The 19,437-nt window shown below is 59.2% G+C and carries 15 protein-coding genes; 11 read left to right on the top strand and 4 right to left on the bottom strand.

The features are described from left to right. Positions 1–17: 17 nt before the first annotated feature. The 3 genes from uvrC to HU727_RS03815 all read right to left on the bottom strand — a co-directional run bounded on the left by uvrC (position 18) and on the right by HU727_RS03815 (position 3,056). Entirely contained in the window at positions 18–1,841 is a 1,824-nt protein-coding gene (gene uvrC, locus HU727_RS03825) for an excinuclease ABC subunit UvrC (RefSeq protein ID WP_186528348.1), read from the bottom strand. A 2-nt stretch (positions 1,842–1,843) separates the two neighbouring features. After that, entirely contained in the window at positions 1,844–2,485 is a 642-nt protein-coding gene (gene gacA, locus HU727_RS03820) for a response regulator transcription factor GacA (RefSeq protein WP_024012761.1), read from the bottom strand. A gap of 127 nt (positions 2,486–2,612) precedes the next feature. Continuing rightward, positions 2,613–3,056, bottom strand: a complete 444-nt coding sequence (locus HU727_RS03815; protein ID WP_186528347.1) for a GNAT family N-acetyltransferase — start codon at positions 3,054–3,056, stop codon at positions 2,613–2,615. Between the two features lie 614 nt (positions 3,057–3,670). Between HU727_RS03815 and HU727_RS03810 the strand changes: the two genes are divergently transcribed. From HU727_RS03810 to HU727_RS03760, 11 genes are all read left to right on the top strand, one after another. Further along, positions 3,671–4,744, top strand: coding sequence for a 3-deoxy-7-phosphoheptulonate synthase (locus HU727_RS03810; RefSeq protein WP_186528346.1), 1,074 nt, complete (start codon positions 3,671–3,673; stop codon positions 4,742–4,744). Positions 4,745–5,155: 411 nt separating this feature from the next. Next, positions 5,156–6,025: an esterase/lipase family protein gene (locus HU727_RS03805; RefSeq protein ID WP_186529252.1), complete on the top strand. Its 870-nt coding sequence runs from the start codon at positions 5,156–5,158 to the stop codon at positions 6,023–6,025. 94 nt (positions 6,026–6,119) lie between these two features. Beyond that, the gene (locus HU727_RS03800) at positions 6,120–6,401 is read left to right on the top strand and encodes a peptidylprolyl isomerase (protein WP_039758565.1); all 282 of its coding nucleotides are present in this window, start codon (positions 6,120–6,122) and stop codon (positions 6,399–6,401) included. A 132-nt stretch (positions 6,402–6,533) separates the two neighbouring features. Next, positions 6,534–8,402 carry an extracellular solute-binding protein gene (locus tag HU727_RS03795; RefSeq protein ID WP_186528345.1) on the top strand — a complete coding sequence of 623 codons (1,869 nt, stop codon included), beginning with the start codon at positions 6,534–6,536 and terminating at the stop codon, positions 8,400–8,402. Further along, complete coding sequence (locus HU727_RS03790; RefSeq protein ID WP_186528344.1) at positions 8,402–9,463, top strand: microcin C ABC transporter permease YejB; 1,062 nt, start codon at positions 8,402–8,404, stop codon at positions 9,461–9,463. Before HU727_RS03795 ends, HU727_RS03790 begins: the two co-directional genes overlap by 1 nt. Beyond that, positions 9,463–10,485, top strand: coding sequence for an ABC transporter permease (locus tag HU727_RS03785; RefSeq protein ID WP_186528343.1), 1,023 nt, complete (start codon positions 9,463–9,465; stop codon positions 10,483–10,485). The genes HU727_RS03790 and HU727_RS03785 overlap by 1 nt, the downstream gene beginning before the upstream one ends. A gap of 9 nt (positions 10,486–10,494) precedes the next feature. Next, positions 10,495–12,069, top strand: coding sequence for an ABC transporter ATP-binding protein (locus HU727_RS03780; RefSeq protein WP_186528342.1), 1,575 nt, complete (start codon positions 10,495–10,497; stop codon positions 12,067–12,069). Between the two features lie 140 nt (positions 12,070–12,209). Next, complete coding sequence (locus HU727_RS03775) at positions 12,210–13,625, top strand: sigma-54 interaction domain-containing protein (protein WP_186528341.1); 1,416 nt, start codon at positions 12,210–12,212, stop codon at positions 13,623–13,625. Between the two features lie 275 nt (positions 13,626–13,900). Next, the gene (locus tag HU727_RS03770; protein ID WP_186528340.1) at positions 13,901–15,292 is read left to right on the top strand and encodes a GntP family permease; all 1,392 of its coding nucleotides are present in this window, start codon (positions 13,901–13,903) and stop codon (positions 15,290–15,292) included. A gap of 7 nt (positions 15,293–15,299) precedes the next feature. Next, positions 15,300–16,073, top strand: coding sequence for a 3-hydroxybutyrate dehydrogenase (gene hbdH, locus HU727_RS03765; protein WP_186528339.1), 774 nt, complete (start codon positions 15,300–15,302; stop codon positions 16,071–16,073). A gap of 195 nt (positions 16,074–16,268) precedes the next feature. Continuing rightward, positions 16,269–18,224, top strand: coding sequence for an acetoacetate--CoA ligase (locus HU727_RS03760; protein ID WP_186528338.1), 1,956 nt, complete (start codon positions 16,269–16,271; stop codon positions 18,222–18,224). Between the two features lie 15 nt (positions 18,225–18,239). Here HU727_RS03760 and HU727_RS03755 read toward each other — a convergent pair whose 3' ends face one another. After that, on the bottom strand, positions 18,240–19,349 hold the full coding sequence (locus HU727_RS03755; RefSeq protein ID WP_186528337.1) for a PilT/PilU family type 4a pilus ATPase: 1,110 nt from the start codon (positions 19,347–19,349) through the stop codon (positions 18,240–18,242). Between the last annotated feature and the right edge of the window lie 88 nt (positions 19,350–19,437).

The raw sequence follows: 19,437 nt of genomic DNA, 5'->3' as shown, positions 1-19,437 counted from the left end.
CGAGGTGAAGGGGCATTCTACTCGCTATGCAGGTTCGCATAAATCAACTCAGCGAGCTTTTTACTGATCCCCGGGGCTTTGGCGATCTCTTCGATGCTTGCACGAGACAGCTCCTGCAATCCACCAAAATGTTTCAACAGGTCGCGACGGCGAGTCGGCCCTACCCCTGCGACACCTTCCAGCGTCGATGTCCGACGAGTCTTGCCGCGACGGGCGCGATGCCCCGTAATTGCGAAGCGGTGCGCCTCGTCGCGGATCTGCTGGATGAGGTGCAACGCGGGCGAATCGCCGCGCAATGTGAACTCATGGGCTGCATCATTCAGATACAACGTTTCGAAGCCGGCCTTGCGGGTGGCACCTTTAGCGACGCCCAACAGGATCAGATCCGGCACGGCCAGTTCGTTGAGTACATCCCGGGCCATGGACAGCTGGCCTTTGCCGCCATCCACCAACAGAATGTCCGGCAGCTTGCCCTCGCCGTCCTTGAGCCTGCTGAATCGCCGGGTCAGCGCCTGGTGCATGGCTGCGTAGTCATCGCCAGCGGTAACACCTTCAATGTTATAGCGACGGTAATCCGATTTGATCGCGCCTTCGGGCCCGAACACCACGCAAGAGGCAACGGTTGCTTCCCCGCTGGAGTGACTGATGTCATAGCATTCCAGGCGTTGCGGTGGCTCATCCAGGTTCAGCACCTCGGCCAGCGCTTCGAAGCGCGCGGCGGTGTGTTGACGATTGGCCAGACGCGCCCCCAGTGCTTGCTCAGCGTTGGTCACGGCCAGTTGCTGCCAGCGCGCCCGCGTCCCACGCACCCTGTGGCTGATCGCAAGTTCGCGTCCACGTAATGTGTGGATGCCTTCGATCAACGCCGGGAAATCTTCATGGACCACGTTCACGATCAGCTCGCTCGGCAAGTCGCGTTCGGGGCTGCTGATGTAGTACTGACCGAGGAACGCCGCCATGACTTCGGAGACGTCTTCCTCGATCCCGACCTGCGGAAAGAAGTTTTTACTGCCAAGCACACGCCCGCCGCGCACGCTGATCAGATGAACACAGGCACCGCCGGGATTGACGAACGCGGCAATAACGTCGATATCGCCGGTACCGCCTTCCATGCTCTGCTGGTCCTGCACACGGCGCAACAATCCGATCTGGTCGCGCAATTCGGCCGCGCGCTCGAACTCGAGGTTGATCGCAGCCTCTTCCATCGCGGTAGACAGCTCGTTGGTCAACGCGTGGCTGCGGCCTTCGAGGAACATCACCGAGTGGCGGACGTCTTCGGCATAGACCTCAGGCTCGACCAGGCCAACGCAAGGTGCCTTGCAGCGCTTGATCTGGTATTGCAGACAGGGCCGAGCACGGTTCTTGTAGTAACTGTCTTCGCACTGACGGACGAAAAAGGTTTTTTGCAGAATACTCAGACTTTCCCGGATGGCGCCGGCACTTGGATAGGGCCCGAAATACTTGCCCTTGGCTTTCTTTGCACCGCGATGAATGCTCAGGCGCGGGAACTGCCCATCCGATAAAAATACGTAGGGATACGATTTATCGTCACGTAGCAGGATGTTGTAAGGCGGGCGCCATTCCTTGATCAGCGTCTGTTCCAGCAACAGCGCTTCAGTTTCGTTGGCGGTAATCGTGGTTTCGACCTGGGCAATCCGGCCAACCAGGGCGGCCGTTTTCGGCGCCAGCCCGGTCTTGCGAAAGTAGCTCGCCAGACGTTTCTTCAGGTTTTTCGCTTTGCCCACGTACAGCAGGCGCGCCTCGCTGTCGAACATGCGATAAACGCCGGGGCGACCGCTGACGGTCGACAGGAAAGCACTGGGATCGAATGTTTCAGTCATGGTCAGGCGCTGGCATCAACCATGCCGTGACGCACCGCAAGAAGTGTCAACTCGACATCGCTGCTGATCGATAGCTTCTCGAAAATACGGTAACGGTAAGTGTTCACTGTTTTGGGTGAAAGGCACAATTTGTCGGAAATGATCTGGACCTTCTGACAGCCGACGATCATCAACGCGATCTGGATTTCACGTTCCGACAGGGCATCGAACGGTGAATCATTGGTCGGCTGAAATGATTTGATCGCGAGCTGCTGGGCAATCTGAGGACTGATGTAACGCTGTCCGGCGAAGACCAGCCGAATGGCCTGAACCATCTCCGGCAGGCCCGCGCCTTTGGTCAGGTAACCAGCGGCCCCTGCCTGCAACAATCGCGTCGGAAAAGGGTCCTCTTCGCACACAGTCACAGCAACCACTTTAATGTCGGGGTGACTGCGCAACAGCTTGCGCGTGGCTTCCAGACCGCCGATACCGGGCATCTTTACGTCCATCAACACGACGTCAGGCTTCAATTCACGCGCCTTGATCAGGGACTCTTCACCTGACTCGGCCTGACCTACCACCTGCAGACCGTCAATATCGGCCAGCATCCGTGTAATGCCTGTACGAACGAGATCATGGTCGTCGACCACTAGCACCCTAATCAAGCAGACACCTCGCGATATGGTCTTATTGGGATGCCGGACACCTTAGCAAAAAGTGCCAGACAGACCTAGCGGAAAGCCGCATTTAAAAAGTTTCATTTCATCATAGAGGGCTTGCCGGCTGTGGGTTTCAGAGCACAGCAGCATCCAAATCAAGCTGCATCCTCAGGAAACACTCGTCCCTGCCCTCGATACGTAGTCCTTTTCGCAGATACAGTGCTTGCGCGGGATTATTTATGAATACCGTCAGTCGCAAGGCCGGGCGTCGCGCCTGACGGGCCATGTCGATTACCTGATCGATTGCCCAGGAACCGGCGCCCCGCCCCTGACAGGACTTTGCAATCTGCAGTTCGCGTATGTAAAGCGCCCGCGCATCATGGCTCAGGCTTACAAAACCTATCGCCGCCTCGTCCTGCACAATCAGCAAGTTGTCACGATACCGCCAGCCTGTGTCAAAAGCCTCGTCCTGCCATAACAAATCATGCGTCAGGAAGTAGCGAAGCATGTTCTGGCGGGTCAGGTCTCGTGCGAAAGAAAGCGTTTCATCCCCCGCACGACGCATGCAATAGCTCATTCGCACCGTTCCTGAATACAAAGCGAAAGTTTGCCATAACCCTCGCTCCGCTTCACCGATAACCGTTTTGAACACCCGGCAATAGCATTTTCTGATTGCTGACCGGGATTCGCGTCGAGTAAGCTCGCTGCATCCAACGGAGACGACACCATGTTCAACCCTTCTTTACAGTCACGCATCGTAAGCGCCTCGCGCTCGAGTGCGGCTGTCCGGGTGAATGAAGTCTGCACTCCCGCGAGCTTTTATTTTGGGTATTGGTTTAGCCATTGGCGCGCCTGATACCCAAACGGCGCCCATAAAAACGGGTCGCCTACCAGAGATATCTCAACCCCCGGTCGGCTTCCCGACCGGGGGTTTTGTTTTTTCAGGCCCGCATCTTTCAGCTCCACACTCGACCACTTTGAGGAACACACAATGAATCACGCCACTTATTACCGTTACGACAGCTTTAGCGCCTGGCGATTTACCAGCCTCCGCTCGGGACAGCCTGCCGCCTCCGATCGGTCACCCACAGGTGGCAAGCACACACTCGTAGCCAGTACGGCCCATTGTCGAACACCCCAGTAGGGCCGAGTGAGCGGGAAATACCCGCCGCCCGCCCAGGAAATCCGAATATGAACGCTTCCGCTTCCGCTTTGCCACCTTCCGCACTCAACTCCGCCAACGAAGCCCTGACCCTGCGCCTGCCCAGCTCGCTGCAACTCAAACAGCAATTGCCGCTGAGCAATGGCTTGAATCAGCAAGTCGCGCTCCACCGCCAGGCCGTTCGCGCAATTCTCAACGGTGAAGACTCACGCTTGTTGGTCATCGTCGGCCCCTGTTCCATCCATGACCCTCAATCGGCGCTCGAATACGCCAGCAAACTTGCCCTTCTGGCCAAAGACGTGAGCAACGAGATGCTGCTGGTGATGCGCGCCTACGTCGAAAAGCCGCGCACCACGGTCGGCTGGAAGGGTCTCGCCTACGATCCTCACCTGGACGGCACTGACGACATGGCTGCAGGCCTGACGCTGTCGCGCGAGCTGATGCTGGAAATGCTGCGTCTTGGATTGCCGGTGGCCACCGAGCTGCTGCAACCGATGGCCGCCAGTTACTTCGACGACTTGCTCAGTTGGGTGGCCGTCGGCGCTCGCACCACCGAATCGCAGATTCACCGGGAAATGGCCAGTGGTCTGAGCATGCCCGTCGGGTTCAAAAACGGTACGGACGGCGGTGCCGCCATCGCTGTCGACGCCATGCGCTCGGCAGCCCACCCGCACCGGCATTTCGGCGTGGACAGCCAGGGACATCCAGCGATCATTCAGACGGCTGGCAATCCAGACACTCATCTGGTTTTGCGCGGTGGTCACCATGGACCGAACTACGATCGGGACAGCTTGACCAAAATCAACGCTGAGCTGAACCGGCTCAAGATCCCGACGCGCATCATGGTTGATTGCAGTCACGCCAACAGTGGGAAAGATCCGCTGCGCCAGCCAGCCGTGTTCAACGATGTGCTTGAACAACGGCTGCGAGGCGATCACTCCCTGATCGGCATGATGCTCGAATCCCACTTGTTCGAAGGCTGCCAGCCGTTGAGCGCGCCATTGCGCTACGGGGTGTCGGTCACCGATGGATGCCTCGGATTCGGTGCCACCGAGCAGTTACTGACCACTGCAGCCCAACGCCTCAGACAAGTGAGAAGCTGATCTCGATACGCCCTCCCACTCATCAAGAGCACGGAGGGCTTGCTGGCTGCGGTTACGCCTCCACCTTGATGCGCCTGACCGCCGACTCTCCTGGATTAAGTGCCGTCCCTCATAACGGCATCGCCAGCCAACATTCAGAACCCTTCCAAAAGTTTTTGATGTCAGCCCAATGCCTTCCAACTACGGCTCAAACGCTACGGATGCGGTAGGCAAGCCGAGCACCTAGGCATATATAGCGTCAAATGACGCCATGAACTTCCGATTCGGATTTCACAGGTATCCGAAATGGCCTACAGCTCATAGTCCATTTTCAATCGCAACGTGATGCCCCTTCGTACTTCTTCATCGAGGTGAGTGTTTTAGAGTGACGCCGTGATTCCCCCGATGAACTTCTACGAAAAAGGTAAGAACATGCAACGGAATGCTACTACCCGTTACCCCATCCTGTTGGTTCACGGTCTGTTCGGGTTCGAGCGTATCGGTCATTTCGAGCTATTTCATGACGTCAAGTACGCTTTGAAAGCAGCTGGCAGCCGATTGTTTGTTCCCCACCTTTCTGTCACCCACAGCAACGAAATGCGGGGTGAGCAACTGCTGGCACAGATTGAGTGTGTGCTGCGAGGCACAGGCGCAGAGAAAGTCAACCTCATAGGACACAGTCAGGGCGCACTGGCTGCCCGATACGCTGCGGCGCTTGCACCAGACGTTGTCGCCTCGGTCACATCGGTCAGTGGCCCGAACCATGGTTCCGAACTCGCCGATTGCCTGCGCAAGGCACTGGTTCCAGGCGAGCTGCCCGAAGCCGTCGCACAGAACGTGGCGACGCAATTTGCCGACTTGCTGTCGCTGATCAGCGGCAGCGCTGAATTTACGCAGAATGCACTGGCCGCCCTCAACGCACTAACCACGGTCGGAGTCGGTCATTTCAACGACAAATTTCCGCAGGGGCTGCCGCACACTTGGGGCGGCCAAGGCCCCGGCCAGGTCAACGGGGTCCGGTATTACTCCTGGAGCGGCGTCGTACCGCAAAACACGCTGCCGGCTCTGAATCCAGTTCAAGGGATATGCCGGACATTGTCACGATATTTCACGACCGAAGCGCAACAGAACGACGGGTTCGTCGGGCGCTACAGCTCTCACCTGGGCCAGGTGATCCGCTCCGACTATCCGGTGGACCACTTGGGCAGCGTGCGGCGCAGCGTCGGCTTGGTGGCTCCTGAGCCTGACCCAATCGGGCTGTACGTCGAACATGCGCTGCGCCTCAAAGATGCGGATCTGTGAATAATCTCGGCGGACACAAAATGAACTTTGCCGAGAATTCACCGACTGATTCCGGTACGCTCCACCTTTTATTGAAACAGATCGGAGATTTCCCATGGCTAAAGCCACTGCCCGCCACATCCTGGTTTCCAGCGAAGACAAGTGCAACGAACTCAAGGCCCAGATCGAAGGCGGTGCTGATTTCGCTGAAGTCGCCAAAGCCAACTCCAGCTGCCCATCCAGCCGTCAGGGCGGTGATCTGGGTTCGTTCGGCCCTGGCCAGATGGTCAAGGAATTCGACACCGTGGTTTTTAGCGCGCCAATCAATGTCGTGCAAGGCCCGGTGAAGACCCAGTTTGGTTATCACCTGCTGGAAGTCACCAGCCGTCAGGACTGATTCGTCGTCCGATTGCTGACAACGGCCCGCCTTCTGGTGGGCCGTTGTGTTTCAGTTACACATACGGCTGGCGAGTGGCGCGGCGCTCGCGTACAACTTGCGCTTATCGATTTCCCGGTTCCAAGGCTGACGATGCGACTGGTTTTCCCGACATTGATGCTCACTGCCCTCGCCCTCCTCACGGGCGCTGCCGGTTTGAACGCTGCACCACAACACGCGTTGACCGTTTACGGCGAACCGGCCAAGTACCCCGCCGGCTTCAGCCATTTCGACTACACCAATCCTCAGGCGCCTAAAGGCGGGACGATGCGTCGCTCGGCGATCGAAATCGGCCATTTCGACCATCTGCTGCCTTATATAGACAAAGGCATCGGCGTCACTCAAATCGACGGTCTGCTTTATTCGCCGCTGGCCCAGCGCTCGCTGGACGAGCCTTACACCGTTTACGGTCTGGTCGCGCAGAAGATGGAGCGCTCGGACGACGGCCTGTCGCTGCGCTTCTTTATCAATCCCAAGGCACGCTTCGCCGATGGCAAACCGATCACGGCCGAAGACGTTCGCTACACCTACGATTTGCTGATGACCCAGGGCAGCCTGCGTTATCGCACGCAGTTTGCCGACGTCAAAGGCGTGGAAGTGGAGGCGCCACTGACCGTGCGCTTCGACTTCAAAAGCAACGAAAACCGCACCCTGCCGCTGGATATCGCGACCCTGCCGGTGTTTCCGGAACACTGGTGGAAGAGTCGCGACTTTGCCGGTGGCGGCGGTTACGAACCGCCGCTGGGCAGCGGGCCTTATCGGGTCGGCAAGGTCGATTCCGGGCGCAGTATCACCTTCGAACGCAATGGCGACTGGTGGGGCAAAGACCTGCCGGTCAGTCGCGGTCTGTATAACTTCGATCATTTCAGCATCGAGTATTTCGGCGATACCGACGTCGCCCGGCAGGTGTTGCGAGGCGGCGCTTACGACTACAACCGAGAGTTTTCCGCCACAGGCTATTCGATCGGCTATGACAGCCCTGCACTGAGCGATGGTCGCCTGCAAAAAGCTCACCTGGCCACCGAAGCGCCGCAATCGGCCCAGGGCTTCGTGTTCAATCTGCAAAAGCCGATGTTCCAGGATCGCCGCGTGCGTCAGGCACTGGCGATGCTGTGGGATTTCGAATGGAGCAACCGGCAGATGATGCGTAACGTCTATATCCGCCAGCAGAGTTACTTCTCCAACACCGATCTCGCTGCTCGGCAACTGCCCGACCCACAGGAACTGAAAATCCTCGAGCCGCTTCGGGGGCAGGTACCTGAAGAGGTCTTTACCCACGTCTTTGAAGCACCGAAGACCGATGGCAGCGGCATTATTCGCGACAAGCAGCTACAGGCGCTCGAACTGCTCGAGCAGGCCGGCTGGAAACCGGATGGCGATCAACTGGTCAATGATGCCGGCGAGCCGCTGAGCTTCACTTTCCTGGTCAGCCAGAACGGCATGGATCGGCTGTTGCTGCCCTACAAGCGCACACTGAAACAGATCGGCATCGAGCTCAACATCCGCCGCATCGATTCCTCGCAATACGTCAATCGTCTGATGAGCCGAGACTACGACATGATCGTTACTGGCTACCCGGTAACCACTTCTCCGGGTGGCGAGTTGCTCAACTACTTCGGCTCGGCATCGGCCAACGATCCGGGCGCGAACAATTACATGGTGTTGAAAAACCCGGCCGTCGACACTTTGATTAACGGCCTGATCCGCGCTTCGACCCAATCGGACATGTTGCATTACGCCCACGCGCTGGACCGGGTGCTGCAGTGGAACTACTACTGGATTCCCAATTACTACCCGCCGGGAACCTCGACGGTCTGGTGGAACCGCTTCGGTATCCCCACGGTGCAAGCGAGCAATGACGAAGCCATCGAAAGCTGGTGGGAGATCAGCCGTACGCCGCTGACCAATCAACAAATGACCGCTGAGAAAATCAGTCGCAGCAGACCCGGAGGGCCGCACTGATGTGGGGTTACATACTGCGGCGCCTGCTGCTGATCATCCCGACGCTGGTGATCATCCTGCTGGTCAACTTCGTGATCATTCAGGCGGCGCCCGGCGGGCCGGTCGAACAGGCCATCGCTCATCTGCAAGGCATTGGCGGTGCGGGTGTGGGCGGCGGCGCAAGCGAGACGTCCAGCAACGCCTCGCGCGCCAGCCGTGGCCTCGACCCGCAGCTGATCAAGGACATCGAAAAACAATACGGTTTCGACAAGCCTGCCCACGAACGCCTGTGGCTGATGCTCAAGAATTACGCGCAACTGGATTTCGGCAAGAGCTTCTTTCGCGGCGCGACGGTGACCGACCTGATTCTGGAAAAGATGCCGGTGACCATTTCACTTGGGTTGTGGGCGACGTTGATCACCTATCTGGTGTCGATTCCGCTGGGCATTCGCAAGGCCGTGCATCACGGCAGTCATTTCGACATCTGGAGCAGCACGGCCATCATCATCGGCTACGCCATGCCGGCATTTCTGTTCGCAATGTTCCTGATTGTGGTATTTGCCGGCGGCACCTCGCTGAACTGGTTTCCCGTTCGCGGGCTGGTCTCGGACAACTTCGAATCCCTGTCGACGTTGGGCAAGGTCGCCGATTACTTCTGGCATCTGGTGCTGCCGGTGACCGCACTGGTCATCGGTGGATTTGCCACGCTGACGATCCTTACGAAGAACTCGTTCCTCAATGAAATTACCCGCCAGTATGTGGTCACCGCCCGAGCCAAAGGCCTGAGCGAACGCCGCGTTCTGTACGGGCATGTGTTTCGCAACGCCATGTTATTGGTGGTCTCGGGGATTCCCCAAGCGTTCATCAGCGTGTTCTTCGCCGGTTCCCTGTTGATCGAAGTGATTTTCTCCCTCGATGGCCTCGGGCGCATGAGCTACGAAGCGGCGGTTTCGCGGGATTACCCGGTGGTGTTCGGTTCGCTGTTCATCTTCACCCTGTTCGGCCTCTTGATAAAACTGATCGGCGACCTTTGCTACACCTTGGTCGATCCGCGTATCGACTTCGCCGCGAGGAATGCCTGATGTTCAAGCTCTCGCCTTTGGGTCGCCGACGTTTCGAACGGTTCAAGAAAAACCGCCGGGGCTGGTGGTCGCTATGGCTGTTCATCGGCCTGTTCCTGCTCACACTGGGTGGCGAGTTGATCGCCAATGACAAGCCGCTGATGGTCAGCTATCAGGGCCAGTGGTACTTCCCGGTGTTCAAGCGCCACACCGAGCAGGAATTCGGCGGACAGCTGCCATTCCAGGCCGACTACCGCAGCGAGTACGTGCAAAATCTGATTCGCAAGGACGGCGGATGGCTGTTGTTCCCGCCGATTCCGTTCAGCGATGACACACCGAATTACGACCTGAACAAACCGGCGCCAAGCCCGCCAACGTCGGTCAACTGGCTGGGCACGGACGATCAGTCGCGCGATGTGCTGGCCCGCGTCATCTTCGGAGCGCGCGTGTCGATTCTGTTTGCCCTGATGCTGACGTTTGTCAGCGCCCTGATCGGCATTGCCGCCGGTGCATTGCAGGGCTATTACGGCGGCTGGGTCGATCTTCTCGGCCAGCGCGTGCTGGAGGTCTGGTCGGGACTCCCGGTGCTGTATTTGCTGATCATCCTCTCCGGGTTTGTCGAACCGAACTTCTGGTGGCTGCTCGGAATCATGGCGCTGTTTTCCTGGCTGGCGCTGGTGGACGTGGTGCGTGCCGAATTCCTGCGCGGACGAAATCTTGAGTACGTCAAAGCGGCACGTGCCCTGGGCCTGTCGGATCGCAAAGTGATTTTCCGGCACATCCTGCCCAACGCGATGAACGCGACCCTCAGTTACCTGCCTTTCATTCTGACCGGAGCGATTTCAACCCTGACTGCACTGGACTTCCTCGGCTTCGGCATGCCGGCGGGCAGCGCTTCGCTGGGCGAATTGATAGGTCAGGGCAAGCAGAACCTGCAGGCGCCGTGGCTCGGGCTGACCGCATTCTTCACTCTGGCGTTGATTCTTTCCCTGTTGGTATTCATCGGCGAGGCGTTACGTGACGCATTCGACCCACGATCCTGAAGCGTGACCATGACTGAAAACCTGATCGAAATCCGCAACCTCAATGTCGCCTTCCATGGCCAGGCCGTGGTGCGTGACCTGTGCCTGGACATCCGCCCCGGTGAATGCCTGGCGCTGGTCGGCGAGTCGGGCTCGGGAAAATCGGTGACTGCGCACTCGATCCTGCAACTGCTGCCGGACAGTGAGGCACACACCCACGGCAGCATTTGCTATCGAGGGCAGGAGCTGGTCGGCGCCGATCCGAAAGTCTTGCGTGAGCTGCGCGGCAACCGCATCGCAATGATTTTTCAGGAGCCGATGACGTCGCTCAATCCGTTGCACACGATCGAGAAGCAGATCGGCGAGACCTTGCTCCTGCACCGTGGCCTCGGCGGTAAGGAAGCACAGAAACGCATCCTGGAATTGCTCGGCCTGGTCGGCATTCAAAAACCCAGGGAACGGCTGAAGGCCTATCCGCATCAACTCTCCGGAGGGCAACGGCAGCGAGTAATGATTGCCATGGCGCTGGCCTGTGAACCGGAGTTATTGATTGCTGACGAGCCAACGACGGCGCTTGATGTCACTGTACAGCGCAAAATCCTTTTGCTGCTCAAATCGCTGCAACAACGCCTGGGCATGTCGCTGCTGCTGATCAGCCACGACCTGAATCTGGTGCGCAGCATTGCGCAGCGGGTCTGTGTGATGAAGGCCGGTGAAATTGTCGAGCAGGCACCGTGCGAAACCCTGTTCACCGAGCCGAAACATCACTACAGCTGCGTATTGCTCAACGCCGAGCCGGAAGGCGAAGCCTTGCCCCGCGACGAGCGCGAGAATGTGCTGGAGGTGACTGACCTGCGCGTCGATTTCCAGATCGGTGGCGGGCTGTTTCAACGCAAGCAATACCTGCGGGCGGTCGATGGCATCAGTTTGAACATCCAGCGCGGCAAAACCCTGGGCATTGTCGGCGAGTCCGGTTCGGGGAAATCGACATTGGGACAGGCGATCCTGCGCCTGCTTGATTCCGAGGGCAGCATTCGCTTTCAGGGGGAAGCGCTCGACGGCCTCAACCAGAAACAACTGCGCCCCTGGCGCCGGCAGATGCAGGTCGTGTTTCAGGACCCGTTCGGCAGCCTCAGCCCGCGCATGTCGGTGGCCCAGATCATCAGCGAAGGCCTGGAAGTCCATAACGACTCAACGGCGCCTGAATGCGATGACCAAGTGATCCGCGTACTCAAGGAGGTCGGCCTCGACCCAGAGAGCCGCCATCGTTACCCGCACGAATTCTCCGGCGGTCAGCGGCAGCGCATCGCCATCGCCCGGGCATTGGTGTTGAAGCCGGCGCTGATTTTGCTTGATGAACCGACTTCAGCACTCGACCGCACGGTGCAGAAACAGGTGGTCGCCCTGCTCCGTGACCTGCAGGAAAAGCACGGCTTGACCTATTTGTTCATCAGCCATGACCTGGCGGTGGTGCGCGCCCTCGCCCACGACATGATCGTGATCAAGGACGGCAAAGTGGTCGAGCGCGGCGCCAGCCACGAAGTCTTCGATAACCCGCAGCACCCGTACACCAAAGAGCTGTTGGCGGCGGCGCATCCGGGGTAGGCATAATCGGCTCTCGATTTGGAACCGCATCGCGGCATTCGCGAGCAGGCTCGCTCCCACAGGGGTAATGCGTTCAATGTGGGAGCGAGCCTGCTCGCGAAAGGGCCGGCGCCGGCAGCGCGTAATCAGGAACAGTCACCATGAACACCACCGAAAGCCTCAAGGATTACCAACGGGTTCGCACTCTGGCGATCCGTTCGCTGTTCGAGATCATTGAGCAATCCAGTGAAGGCACGGTGATCGTCGATCGTGACGCCAATATCGTCTGGATGAACGAGCGCTATGCACGGCGTTTTGGCCTTGAGTCGGCGGCAGGCGCTATCGGCAAACCCTGCGAAAGCGTGATCCCCGGCAGTCTGCTGCGCGAAGTGGTACGCACCGGCCGCCCAATCCTGCTGGACATGCAGGACACGCCGAAAGAACCGTTGGTGGTCATGCGGCTGCCGATCCACGACGACGCCGGCAGCGTGATTGGCGCCATCGGCTTTGCCCTGTTCGATGAGCTGCGCACCCTGTCGCCGATGCTCAAGCGTTACTTGAGCATGCAGGAAGAACTGGCCTCGACCCGCTCCCTGCTGCGCGCGCGGCAGACCAAATACAACTTCGCCCATTTCATCGGCACCAGCGCCGCCAGCCTCGAAGTCAAACGCCGCGCGCGACGCAGTGCCAGCGCCGACTCGCCCGTGTTGTTGCTGGGCGAAACCGGCACCGGCAAGGAATTGCTCGCTCAGGCGATTCACGGCGCTTCGCCGCGCGCCCACAAGGCGTTCGTCAGCATCAACAGCGCGGCGATACCCGAAGCGTTGCTGGAAGCCGAATTTTTCGGCACGGCACCGGGCGCCTTTACCGGCGCTGATCGCAAGGGGCGTACCGGCAAGCTGCAAATTGCTCAGGGCGGCACATTGTTCCTCGATGAAATCGGCGACATGCCGCTGCCGCTGCAAAGCAAACTGCTGCGGGTGCTGCAGGAGAAAGAGTTCGAACCGGTCGGTTCAAACGAAGTGATCCAGAGCGATGTGCGGGTGATTGCCGCCACATCGACCGATCTGCAAGCGGCGATCAAACGCGGCGAATTTCGCGCCGATTTGTACTACCGCCTCAATGTCCTGCCCATCCAGGTGCCGCCGCTGCGTGACCGCCTTGATGACTTGCCGGCGCTGAGCGAAGCGATTCTGGAAGAACTGCGCAGTCAGCATGAACTGCACCGCGATGCGCTGGCGCTGCTGGGGCAACATGCCTGGCCGGGCAATATCCGCGAGCTGCGTAATGTGCTGGAGCGGGCGGCATTGCTCAGCGACGACTTGATGCTGACGGAGCCGGATATCCGCGCGGCCATTGGCACGTTGACGCCGGTTGAGCGAACCGATGAACCGGGCATGCAAGCGCCGCTCAGCGAGACATTCGCTCAGGCGCGGGCGCGGTTTGATCGGCAGTTGATCGAGTCGGCCCTGGTGCAATGTCAGGGGAAAGTGCCGGAGGCTGCTGCTCGATTGGGGCTTGGGCGCTCGACGCTGTATAAAAAAATGGCGGCGCTGGGGATTGTCGAGTCTCAATAAAGAGATTCAGCATCTCTTTTTGAAGACAAAGACAAAAGCTTCGCGAGCAGGCTCGCTCCCACAAGGACCTCGTTCGAAATGTAGAAGCGAGCCTGCTCACGAAGCTGTCCGCCTGTTCACCAAAAATCTCATAACAGAGACAAACGCAGCATAATCACCTTTCCGAAAATCATAATTTTGATGCATTTCAACAACTTACCCGTCTGGCACAAATCTCGCTAAAGCCCTCTCCAACCGTTCCACCCACAAAAATAACAATCCTGGAGAGACACACCATGAGTGTGATCATTGCCTTGGCAGCCCTCACGCTGCTGATGGTCGCCGCCTACCGTGGCTACAGCGTTATCCTCTTCGCCCCGATCGCCGCCCTCGGCGCAGTGCTGCTCACCGATCCGTCCGCCGTGGCACCCGCGTTCACCGGAGTGTTCATGGACAAAATGGTCGGTTTCATCAAGCTCTACTTTCCGGTGTTTCTGCTCGGTGCGGTGTTCGGCAAGCTGATTGAACTGTCGGGGTTCTCACGCTCGATCGTGGCCGCCGCGATTCGCCTGCTCGGCACCAAACAGGCCATGCTGGTGATCGTGCTGGTGTGCGCCGTGCTCACCTACGGGGGCGTCTCGCTGTTCGTCGTGGTGTTTGCGGTGTATCCGTTCGCAGCCGAGATGTTCCGCCAGAGCAACATCCCCAAGCGCTTGATCCCGGCGACCATCGCCCTCGGTGCGTTTTCGTTCACCATGGACGCCCTGCCCGGCACGCCGCAAATTCAAAACATCATCCCCAGTACGTTCTTCAACACCACTGCGTGGGCCGCGCCGTGGCTCGGGGTGATCGGCACGATTTTCGTGTTCTGCGCCGGCATGCTGTTTCTCCAGCGTCAGCGCAACAAGGCGCAACGTGCCGGCGAGGGATACGGCACTGAACTACGCAATGAGCCGGAGACGGCGCCGGATCTCAAGCTGCCGAATCCATGGATTGCCCTGTCGCCATTGCTGGCGGTGGGCATCATGAACCTGCTGTTCACTCAATGGATTCCACAGTGGTACGGCAAGACCCACAGCCTTGCGCTGCCGGGCATGGCCGCGCCGGTGACTACCGAGATCGCGAAACTGACGGCAATCTGGGCGGTACAGGCCGCTTTGCTGGTGGGCATTCTGATGGTGTTGGCTTTCGGCTTTCAGGCGATTCGCAGCAAGCTCGCCGAAGGCAGTAAAAGTGCAGTCAGCGGCGCGCTGCTGGCCGCGATGAACACCGCATCCGAATACGGCTTTGGTGCGGTGATCGCTTCACTGCCCGGTTTTCTGGTTCTGGCCGACTGGCTCAAGCAGATCCCCAATCCACTGGTCAACGAAGCCATCACCGTGACGTTGCTGGCCGGTATCACCGGCTCCGCCTCGGGCGGCATGAGCATTGCACTGGCGGCGATGTCCGAGCAGTTCATCAGCGCGGCGCACGCGGCGAACATCCCGCTCGAAGTGATGCACCGCGTGGCCGCGATGGCCAGCGGTGGCATGGACACCCTGCCGCACAACGGCGCGGTGATCACGCTGCTGGCGGTGACCGGGCTGACGCACCGCGAAGCCTATAAAGACATTTTCTGTATTACGCTGATCAAGACCCTGGCGGTGTTCGTCGTGATCGGCACTTTCTACGCCACTGGCATTGTGTGAGGTATTGATGACCACTCTTTCCGGCAAGACAGCTTTGGTGACCGGCTCCACCAGCGGCATTGGCCTGGGCATCGCGCTGAGCCTGGCCAAGGCCGGCGCCAACCTGATTCTCAACGGCTTTGGCGATGCCTCGAAGGTGATCGCCGAAGTCGGCCAGTACGGCGGCAAGGTCGGCCATCATCCGGCTGACGTGAGCGACCCGTCGCAGATCGCCGACATGATCGCCTACGCCGAGCGCGAATTCGGCGGTGTCGACATTCTGGTCAACAACGCCGGCATTCAGCATGTCGCGGCGGTCGAGGAGTTTCCCGTCGAGCGATGGGATTCGATCATTGCGATCAATCTGTCCTCGGTCTTTCACAGCACCCGTCTGAGCCTGCCGGGCATGCGCCGCAAAAACTGGGGGCGGATCATTAATATTGCTTCGGTGCATGGCCAGGTCGGCTCCACCGGCAAAGCTGCGTACGTTGCCGCCAAACACGGTGTGATCGGCCTGACCAAAGTCGTCGGCCTGGAAACAGCCACCAGCCAAGTGACCTGCAATGCGATTTGTCCGGGCTGGGTATTGACCCCGCTGGTGCAAAAACAGATCGATGATCGTGCGGCCAAAGGCGTTGATCCGCAGCAGGCGCAGCATGATTTGCTGGCCGAGAAACAACCGTCGCTGGAGTTTGTCACGCCCCAGCACCTGGGCGAACTGGTGTTGTTCCTGTGCAGCGAGGCCGGTAGTCAGGTGCGTGGCGCGGCGTGGAATATTGATGGCGGGTGGCTCGCCCAATAAACCGCGATCCCCGGTAGGAGCGAGCCTGCTCGCGACTGATCGTTCCCACGCTCCGCGTGGGAATGCAGCAAGGGACACTCTGCGTCCCAGAGCCGACGCAGAGCGCCGGAAGAGGCATTCCCACGCAGAGCGTGGGAACGATCATCCCCGGTAGGAGCGAGCCTGGTGCAAACATCAGATAAAAAGAGGCAAATCATGTCCGACATCCTCTGGCAACCCGACGCGAAGCGTATCGCCCATTCGCGCATGGACATTTTCCGGCGCGAAATCAACCAGCGTCACTTGCTGCACCTTGACGACTTCCCTGCCCTGCACCAGTGGAGTATCGAGCAACGTCCGGCCTTTTGGCAGGCGATCGTCGATTGTTTCGATATCCGTTTCCATACCCAGCCAGACGCCGTTTTGCGCGAAGGCGCAGCAATGCCCAGCGCCGAATGGTTTCCCGGCGGCGCCCTGAACTTTGCCGAACATCTGCTACGCCGTCGCGACGATGCCGTGGCAGTGGTCGCCGTGGCAGAGAACGGTCAGCGCGAGCAGTTGACCTGGGCCGAACTGGCCGAGCACGTCGCCGGTTTTCAGGCCAGCCTGCTAGCCGCGGGCGTTGGTCTGGGCGACCGCGTGGCCGCCTGCATGCCCAATACCTGGCAGACGCTGGTTGCCATGCTCGCCACCACCAGCCTGGGCGCGATCTGGTCTTGCTCGTCACCGGACTTTGGCACCCACGGCGTAATCGATCGCTTTGGCCAGATCGAACCGAAAGTGCTGATCACCTGCGCCGGTTATCAATACGGCGGGAAAACCCTCGATCAGACTGACAAGCTCAACGAAATACTTGCGCAACTGCCGTCGCTGCAGCAGTTGATCGTCGTGCCGTACGCTCGCCCGCAATGCCGTGTCGAGCACTACCACACCCGCGCCGAGACAACGTTGTGGTGCGATTTCTATCAACCTGGCGGCGAACCCGAGTTCACCCCGGTGCCCTTCAATCATCCGCTCTACGTTTTGTACTCCAGCGGTACCACCGGCGTGCCCAAATGTATCGTTCACAGCACCGGCGGCGTACTGCTGCAACACGTAAAGGAACACGGCCTGCATTGCGATCTGGGTCCCGGCGACCGACTTTTTTACTACACGACCTGCGGCTGGATGATGTGGAACTGGCTGGTCTCGGCCCTCGCGGTCGGCAGCGCCGTGGTGCTCTATGACGGCTCGCCGTTTTACCCGGACAACCGCCGTTTACTCGACCTGATCGACGACGAACGCATCAGCGTGTTCGGCACCAGTCCCAAATTCCTCGCGACGCTGGAAAGCAGCGGCGCAAGGCCGCGCGAAAGCCATGATTTGAGCAGCCTGAAAACACTGTTGTGTACGGGTTCGGCACTGTCGCCGCAAAGCTATGATTTCGTTTATCGCGATTTCAAGGCAGACGTGTGCCTGGCTTCGATGTCTGGCGGCACTGACATCGTGTCGTGCTTCGTCAATGGCAACCCGCTGTCGCCAGTACGGCGCGGAGAAATCATGGGCAAGAGCCTGGGCATGGCCGTTGAAGTCTGGAATGACGCGGGCCAACCGGTGATCGGCGAAAAAGGCGAGCTGGTGTGTACCCGGCATTTCCCGGCGATGCCGATTGGCCTGTGGAACGACCCCGACGGTGCGAAACTGCGCCAGTCCTGGTTCAGCCTGTTCCCCGGCGTCTGGGCGCAAGGCGACTACGCCGAACAGTTGCCGAACGGCGCGATGATGATCCATGGACGTTCGGATGCGGTGCTCAACCCTGGTGGCGTGCGCATCGGCACGGCGGAAATCTACCGTCAGGTCGAAAAAGTCACGGCGGTGCTGGACTCCGTCGCCATCGGCCAACGATGGCAGGACGACGTCCGGGTGGTGCTGTTTGTGAAGCTGCGTGAAGGCGTGGCGCTGGATGAAGCGTTGCAAGAGCAGATTCGCCAGATGATCCGCGCCAACACCACGCCACGGCATGTCCCGGCGAAGATCGTTGCGGTCACGGATATCCCGCGCACCATCAGCGGCAAAATCGTTGAATTGGCGGTGCGCGATGTGGTGCACGGTCGGGCGGTAAGAAATACCGATGCGCTGGCCAACCCGCAAGCGCTGGAGCAGTTTCGCGGTCGGCACGAACTGCAGGATTGAACGACCGGGTGTGATTCAGTCCATCAGGCCCCAGTCGTTAGCGGTTGGGGGCTGATGACCGACGGTTTCCTGATGCAGTTTGATGCGCAATTTCAGATTGTTCGCCGAATCTGCGTGCTTCAGGGCTTCTTCCTCGCTGATCGCTCCCTCGGCAAACAGCGCAAACAAGGCCTGATCGAAGGTTTGCATGCCCGCCGCACCCGACTTTTCCATGATGGCTTTCAGTTCGCCCCACTCGAAACGGCGAATCAGATCGGCGATTGTCGGCGAGCCCAGCAACACTTCCACTGCCGCCCTGCGCTGCCCGTCGACCGTTCGCACCAGGCGTTGCGAGACAAACGCTTTCAAATTGTTGCCTAACGTTTGCAGCAATTGCGGTCGCCGCTCCTCGGGAAAAAAATTGATGATCCGGTCCAGGGCCTGACTGGCGTTGTTCGCATGCAATGTGGCGAGCGCCAGGTGCCCGGTTTCAGTGAATGCCAAGGCGTGTTCCATGGTTTCGCGATCACGAATTTCGCCGATCAGCACCACATCCGGCGCCTGGCGCAGGGTGTTTTTCAATGCGGCGTGAAAGCTGCGAGTATCGACCCCGACTTCCCGTTGGTTAACGATCGAACTCCGATGCCGATGGATGTACTCGATCGGATCTTCGATGGTGATGATGTGCCCTGCGCTATGGCGGTTGCGGTGGTCGATCAGGGCGGCCAGAGACGTCGATTTGCCCGAACCGGTAGCCCCCGCGAAAAGAATCAGCCCCTGCTTGAGCATGATGCTCTCGAGCAGTACCGGCGGGAGCTTCAGGTCCTTGAATTGCGGGATGTCGAGTTTGACGTTGCGAATGACCATGGATACATCGTTGCGTTGTTTAAAAATGTTCACGCGAAAACGCCCGACGCCCGTTCGGGAGATTGCCAGGTTCATTTCCAGGTCCCGGTCGAACTCCCGGCGCTGCTCGGCGTCCATCAGGGAGTTGGCGATGGCTGATATTTCGCCGGCCTTGAAAGGTTGATCGGACAACGCTGTCAGCGCGCCATCAATGCGCACGCTCGGCGGTGCGCCGGTGGAGAGGAATAGATCCGAGCCGTTTTTTTGCGACAATATTGACAACAGTGCATCGATTTCCATGGCTGAAAGCACCCGCGAAGCATTGAATGAGCAAATCTGGCCTACGCTTGGCGCGGCTCCTGCAACAATCATAGACCCCGTCTCATCG

Source organism: Pseudomonas khorasanensis (assembly GCF_014268505.2).
Lineage (GTDB): Bacteria > Pseudomonadota > Gammaproteobacteria > Pseudomonadales > Pseudomonadaceae > Aquipseudomonas > Aquipseudomonas khorasanensis.
The sequence above is the reverse complement of the archived record's forward strand: the minus strand, read 5'-3'. Positions and strand labels throughout refer to the sequence as shown.

What these genes read in the sequence shown, in the direction of transcription:
- HU727_RS03785 (WP_186528343.1), top strand. Translation starts at nt 9,463, where the DNA reads ATGTTCAAGCTCTCGCCTTTGGGTCGCCGACGTTTCGAACGGTTCAAG.
- hbdH (WP_186528339.1), top strand. Translation starts at nt 15,300, where the DNA reads ATGACCACTCTTTCCGGCAAGACAGCTTTGGTGACCGGCTCCACCAGC.
- HU727_RS03815 (WP_186528347.1), bottom strand. Translation starts at nt 3,056, where the DNA reads ATGAGCTATTGCATGCGTCGTGCGGGGGATGAAACGCTTTCTTTCGCA.
- HU727_RS03770 (WP_186528340.1), top strand. Translation starts at nt 13,901, where the DNA reads ATGAGTGTGATCATTGCCTTGGCAGCCCTCACGCTGCTGATGGTCGCC.
- HU727_RS03790 (WP_186528344.1), top strand. Translation starts at nt 8,402, where the DNA reads ATGTGGGGTTACATACTGCGGCGCCTGCTGCTGATCATCCCGACGCTG.
- HU727_RS03775 (WP_186528341.1), top strand. Translation starts at nt 12,210, where the DNA reads ATGAACACCACCGAAAGCCTCAAGGATTACCAACGGGTTCGCACTCTG.
- HU727_RS03800 (WP_039758565.1), top strand. Translation starts at nt 6,120, where the DNA reads ATGGCTAAAGCCACTGCCCGCCACATCCTGGTTTCCAGCGAAGACAAG.
- uvrC (WP_186528348.1), bottom strand. Translation starts at nt 1,841, where the DNA reads ATGACTGAAACATTCGATCCCAGTGCTTTCCTGTCGACCGTCAGCGGT.
- HU727_RS03795 (WP_186528345.1), top strand. Translation starts at nt 6,534, where the DNA reads ATGCGACTGGTTTTCCCGACATTGATGCTCACTGCCCTCGCCCTCCTC.
- HU727_RS03780 (WP_186528342.1), top strand. Translation starts at nt 10,495, where the DNA reads ATGACTGAAAACCTGATCGAAATCCGCAACCTCAATGTCGCCTTCCAT.
- HU727_RS03760 (WP_186528338.1), top strand. Translation starts at nt 16,269, where the DNA reads ATGTCCGACATCCTCTGGCAACCCGACGCGAAGCGTATCGCCCATTCG.
- HU727_RS03805 (WP_186529252.1), top strand. Translation starts at nt 5,156, where the DNA reads ATGCAACGGAATGCTACTACCCGTTACCCCATCCTGTTGGTTCACGGT.
- HU727_RS03810 (WP_186528346.1), top strand. Translation starts at nt 3,671, where the DNA reads ATGAACGCTTCCGCTTCCGCTTTGCCACCTTCCGCACTCAACTCCGCC.
- HU727_RS03755 (WP_186528337.1), bottom strand. Translation starts at nt 19,349, where the DNA reads ATGGAAATCGATGCACTGTTGTCAATATTGTCGCAAAAAAACGGCTCG.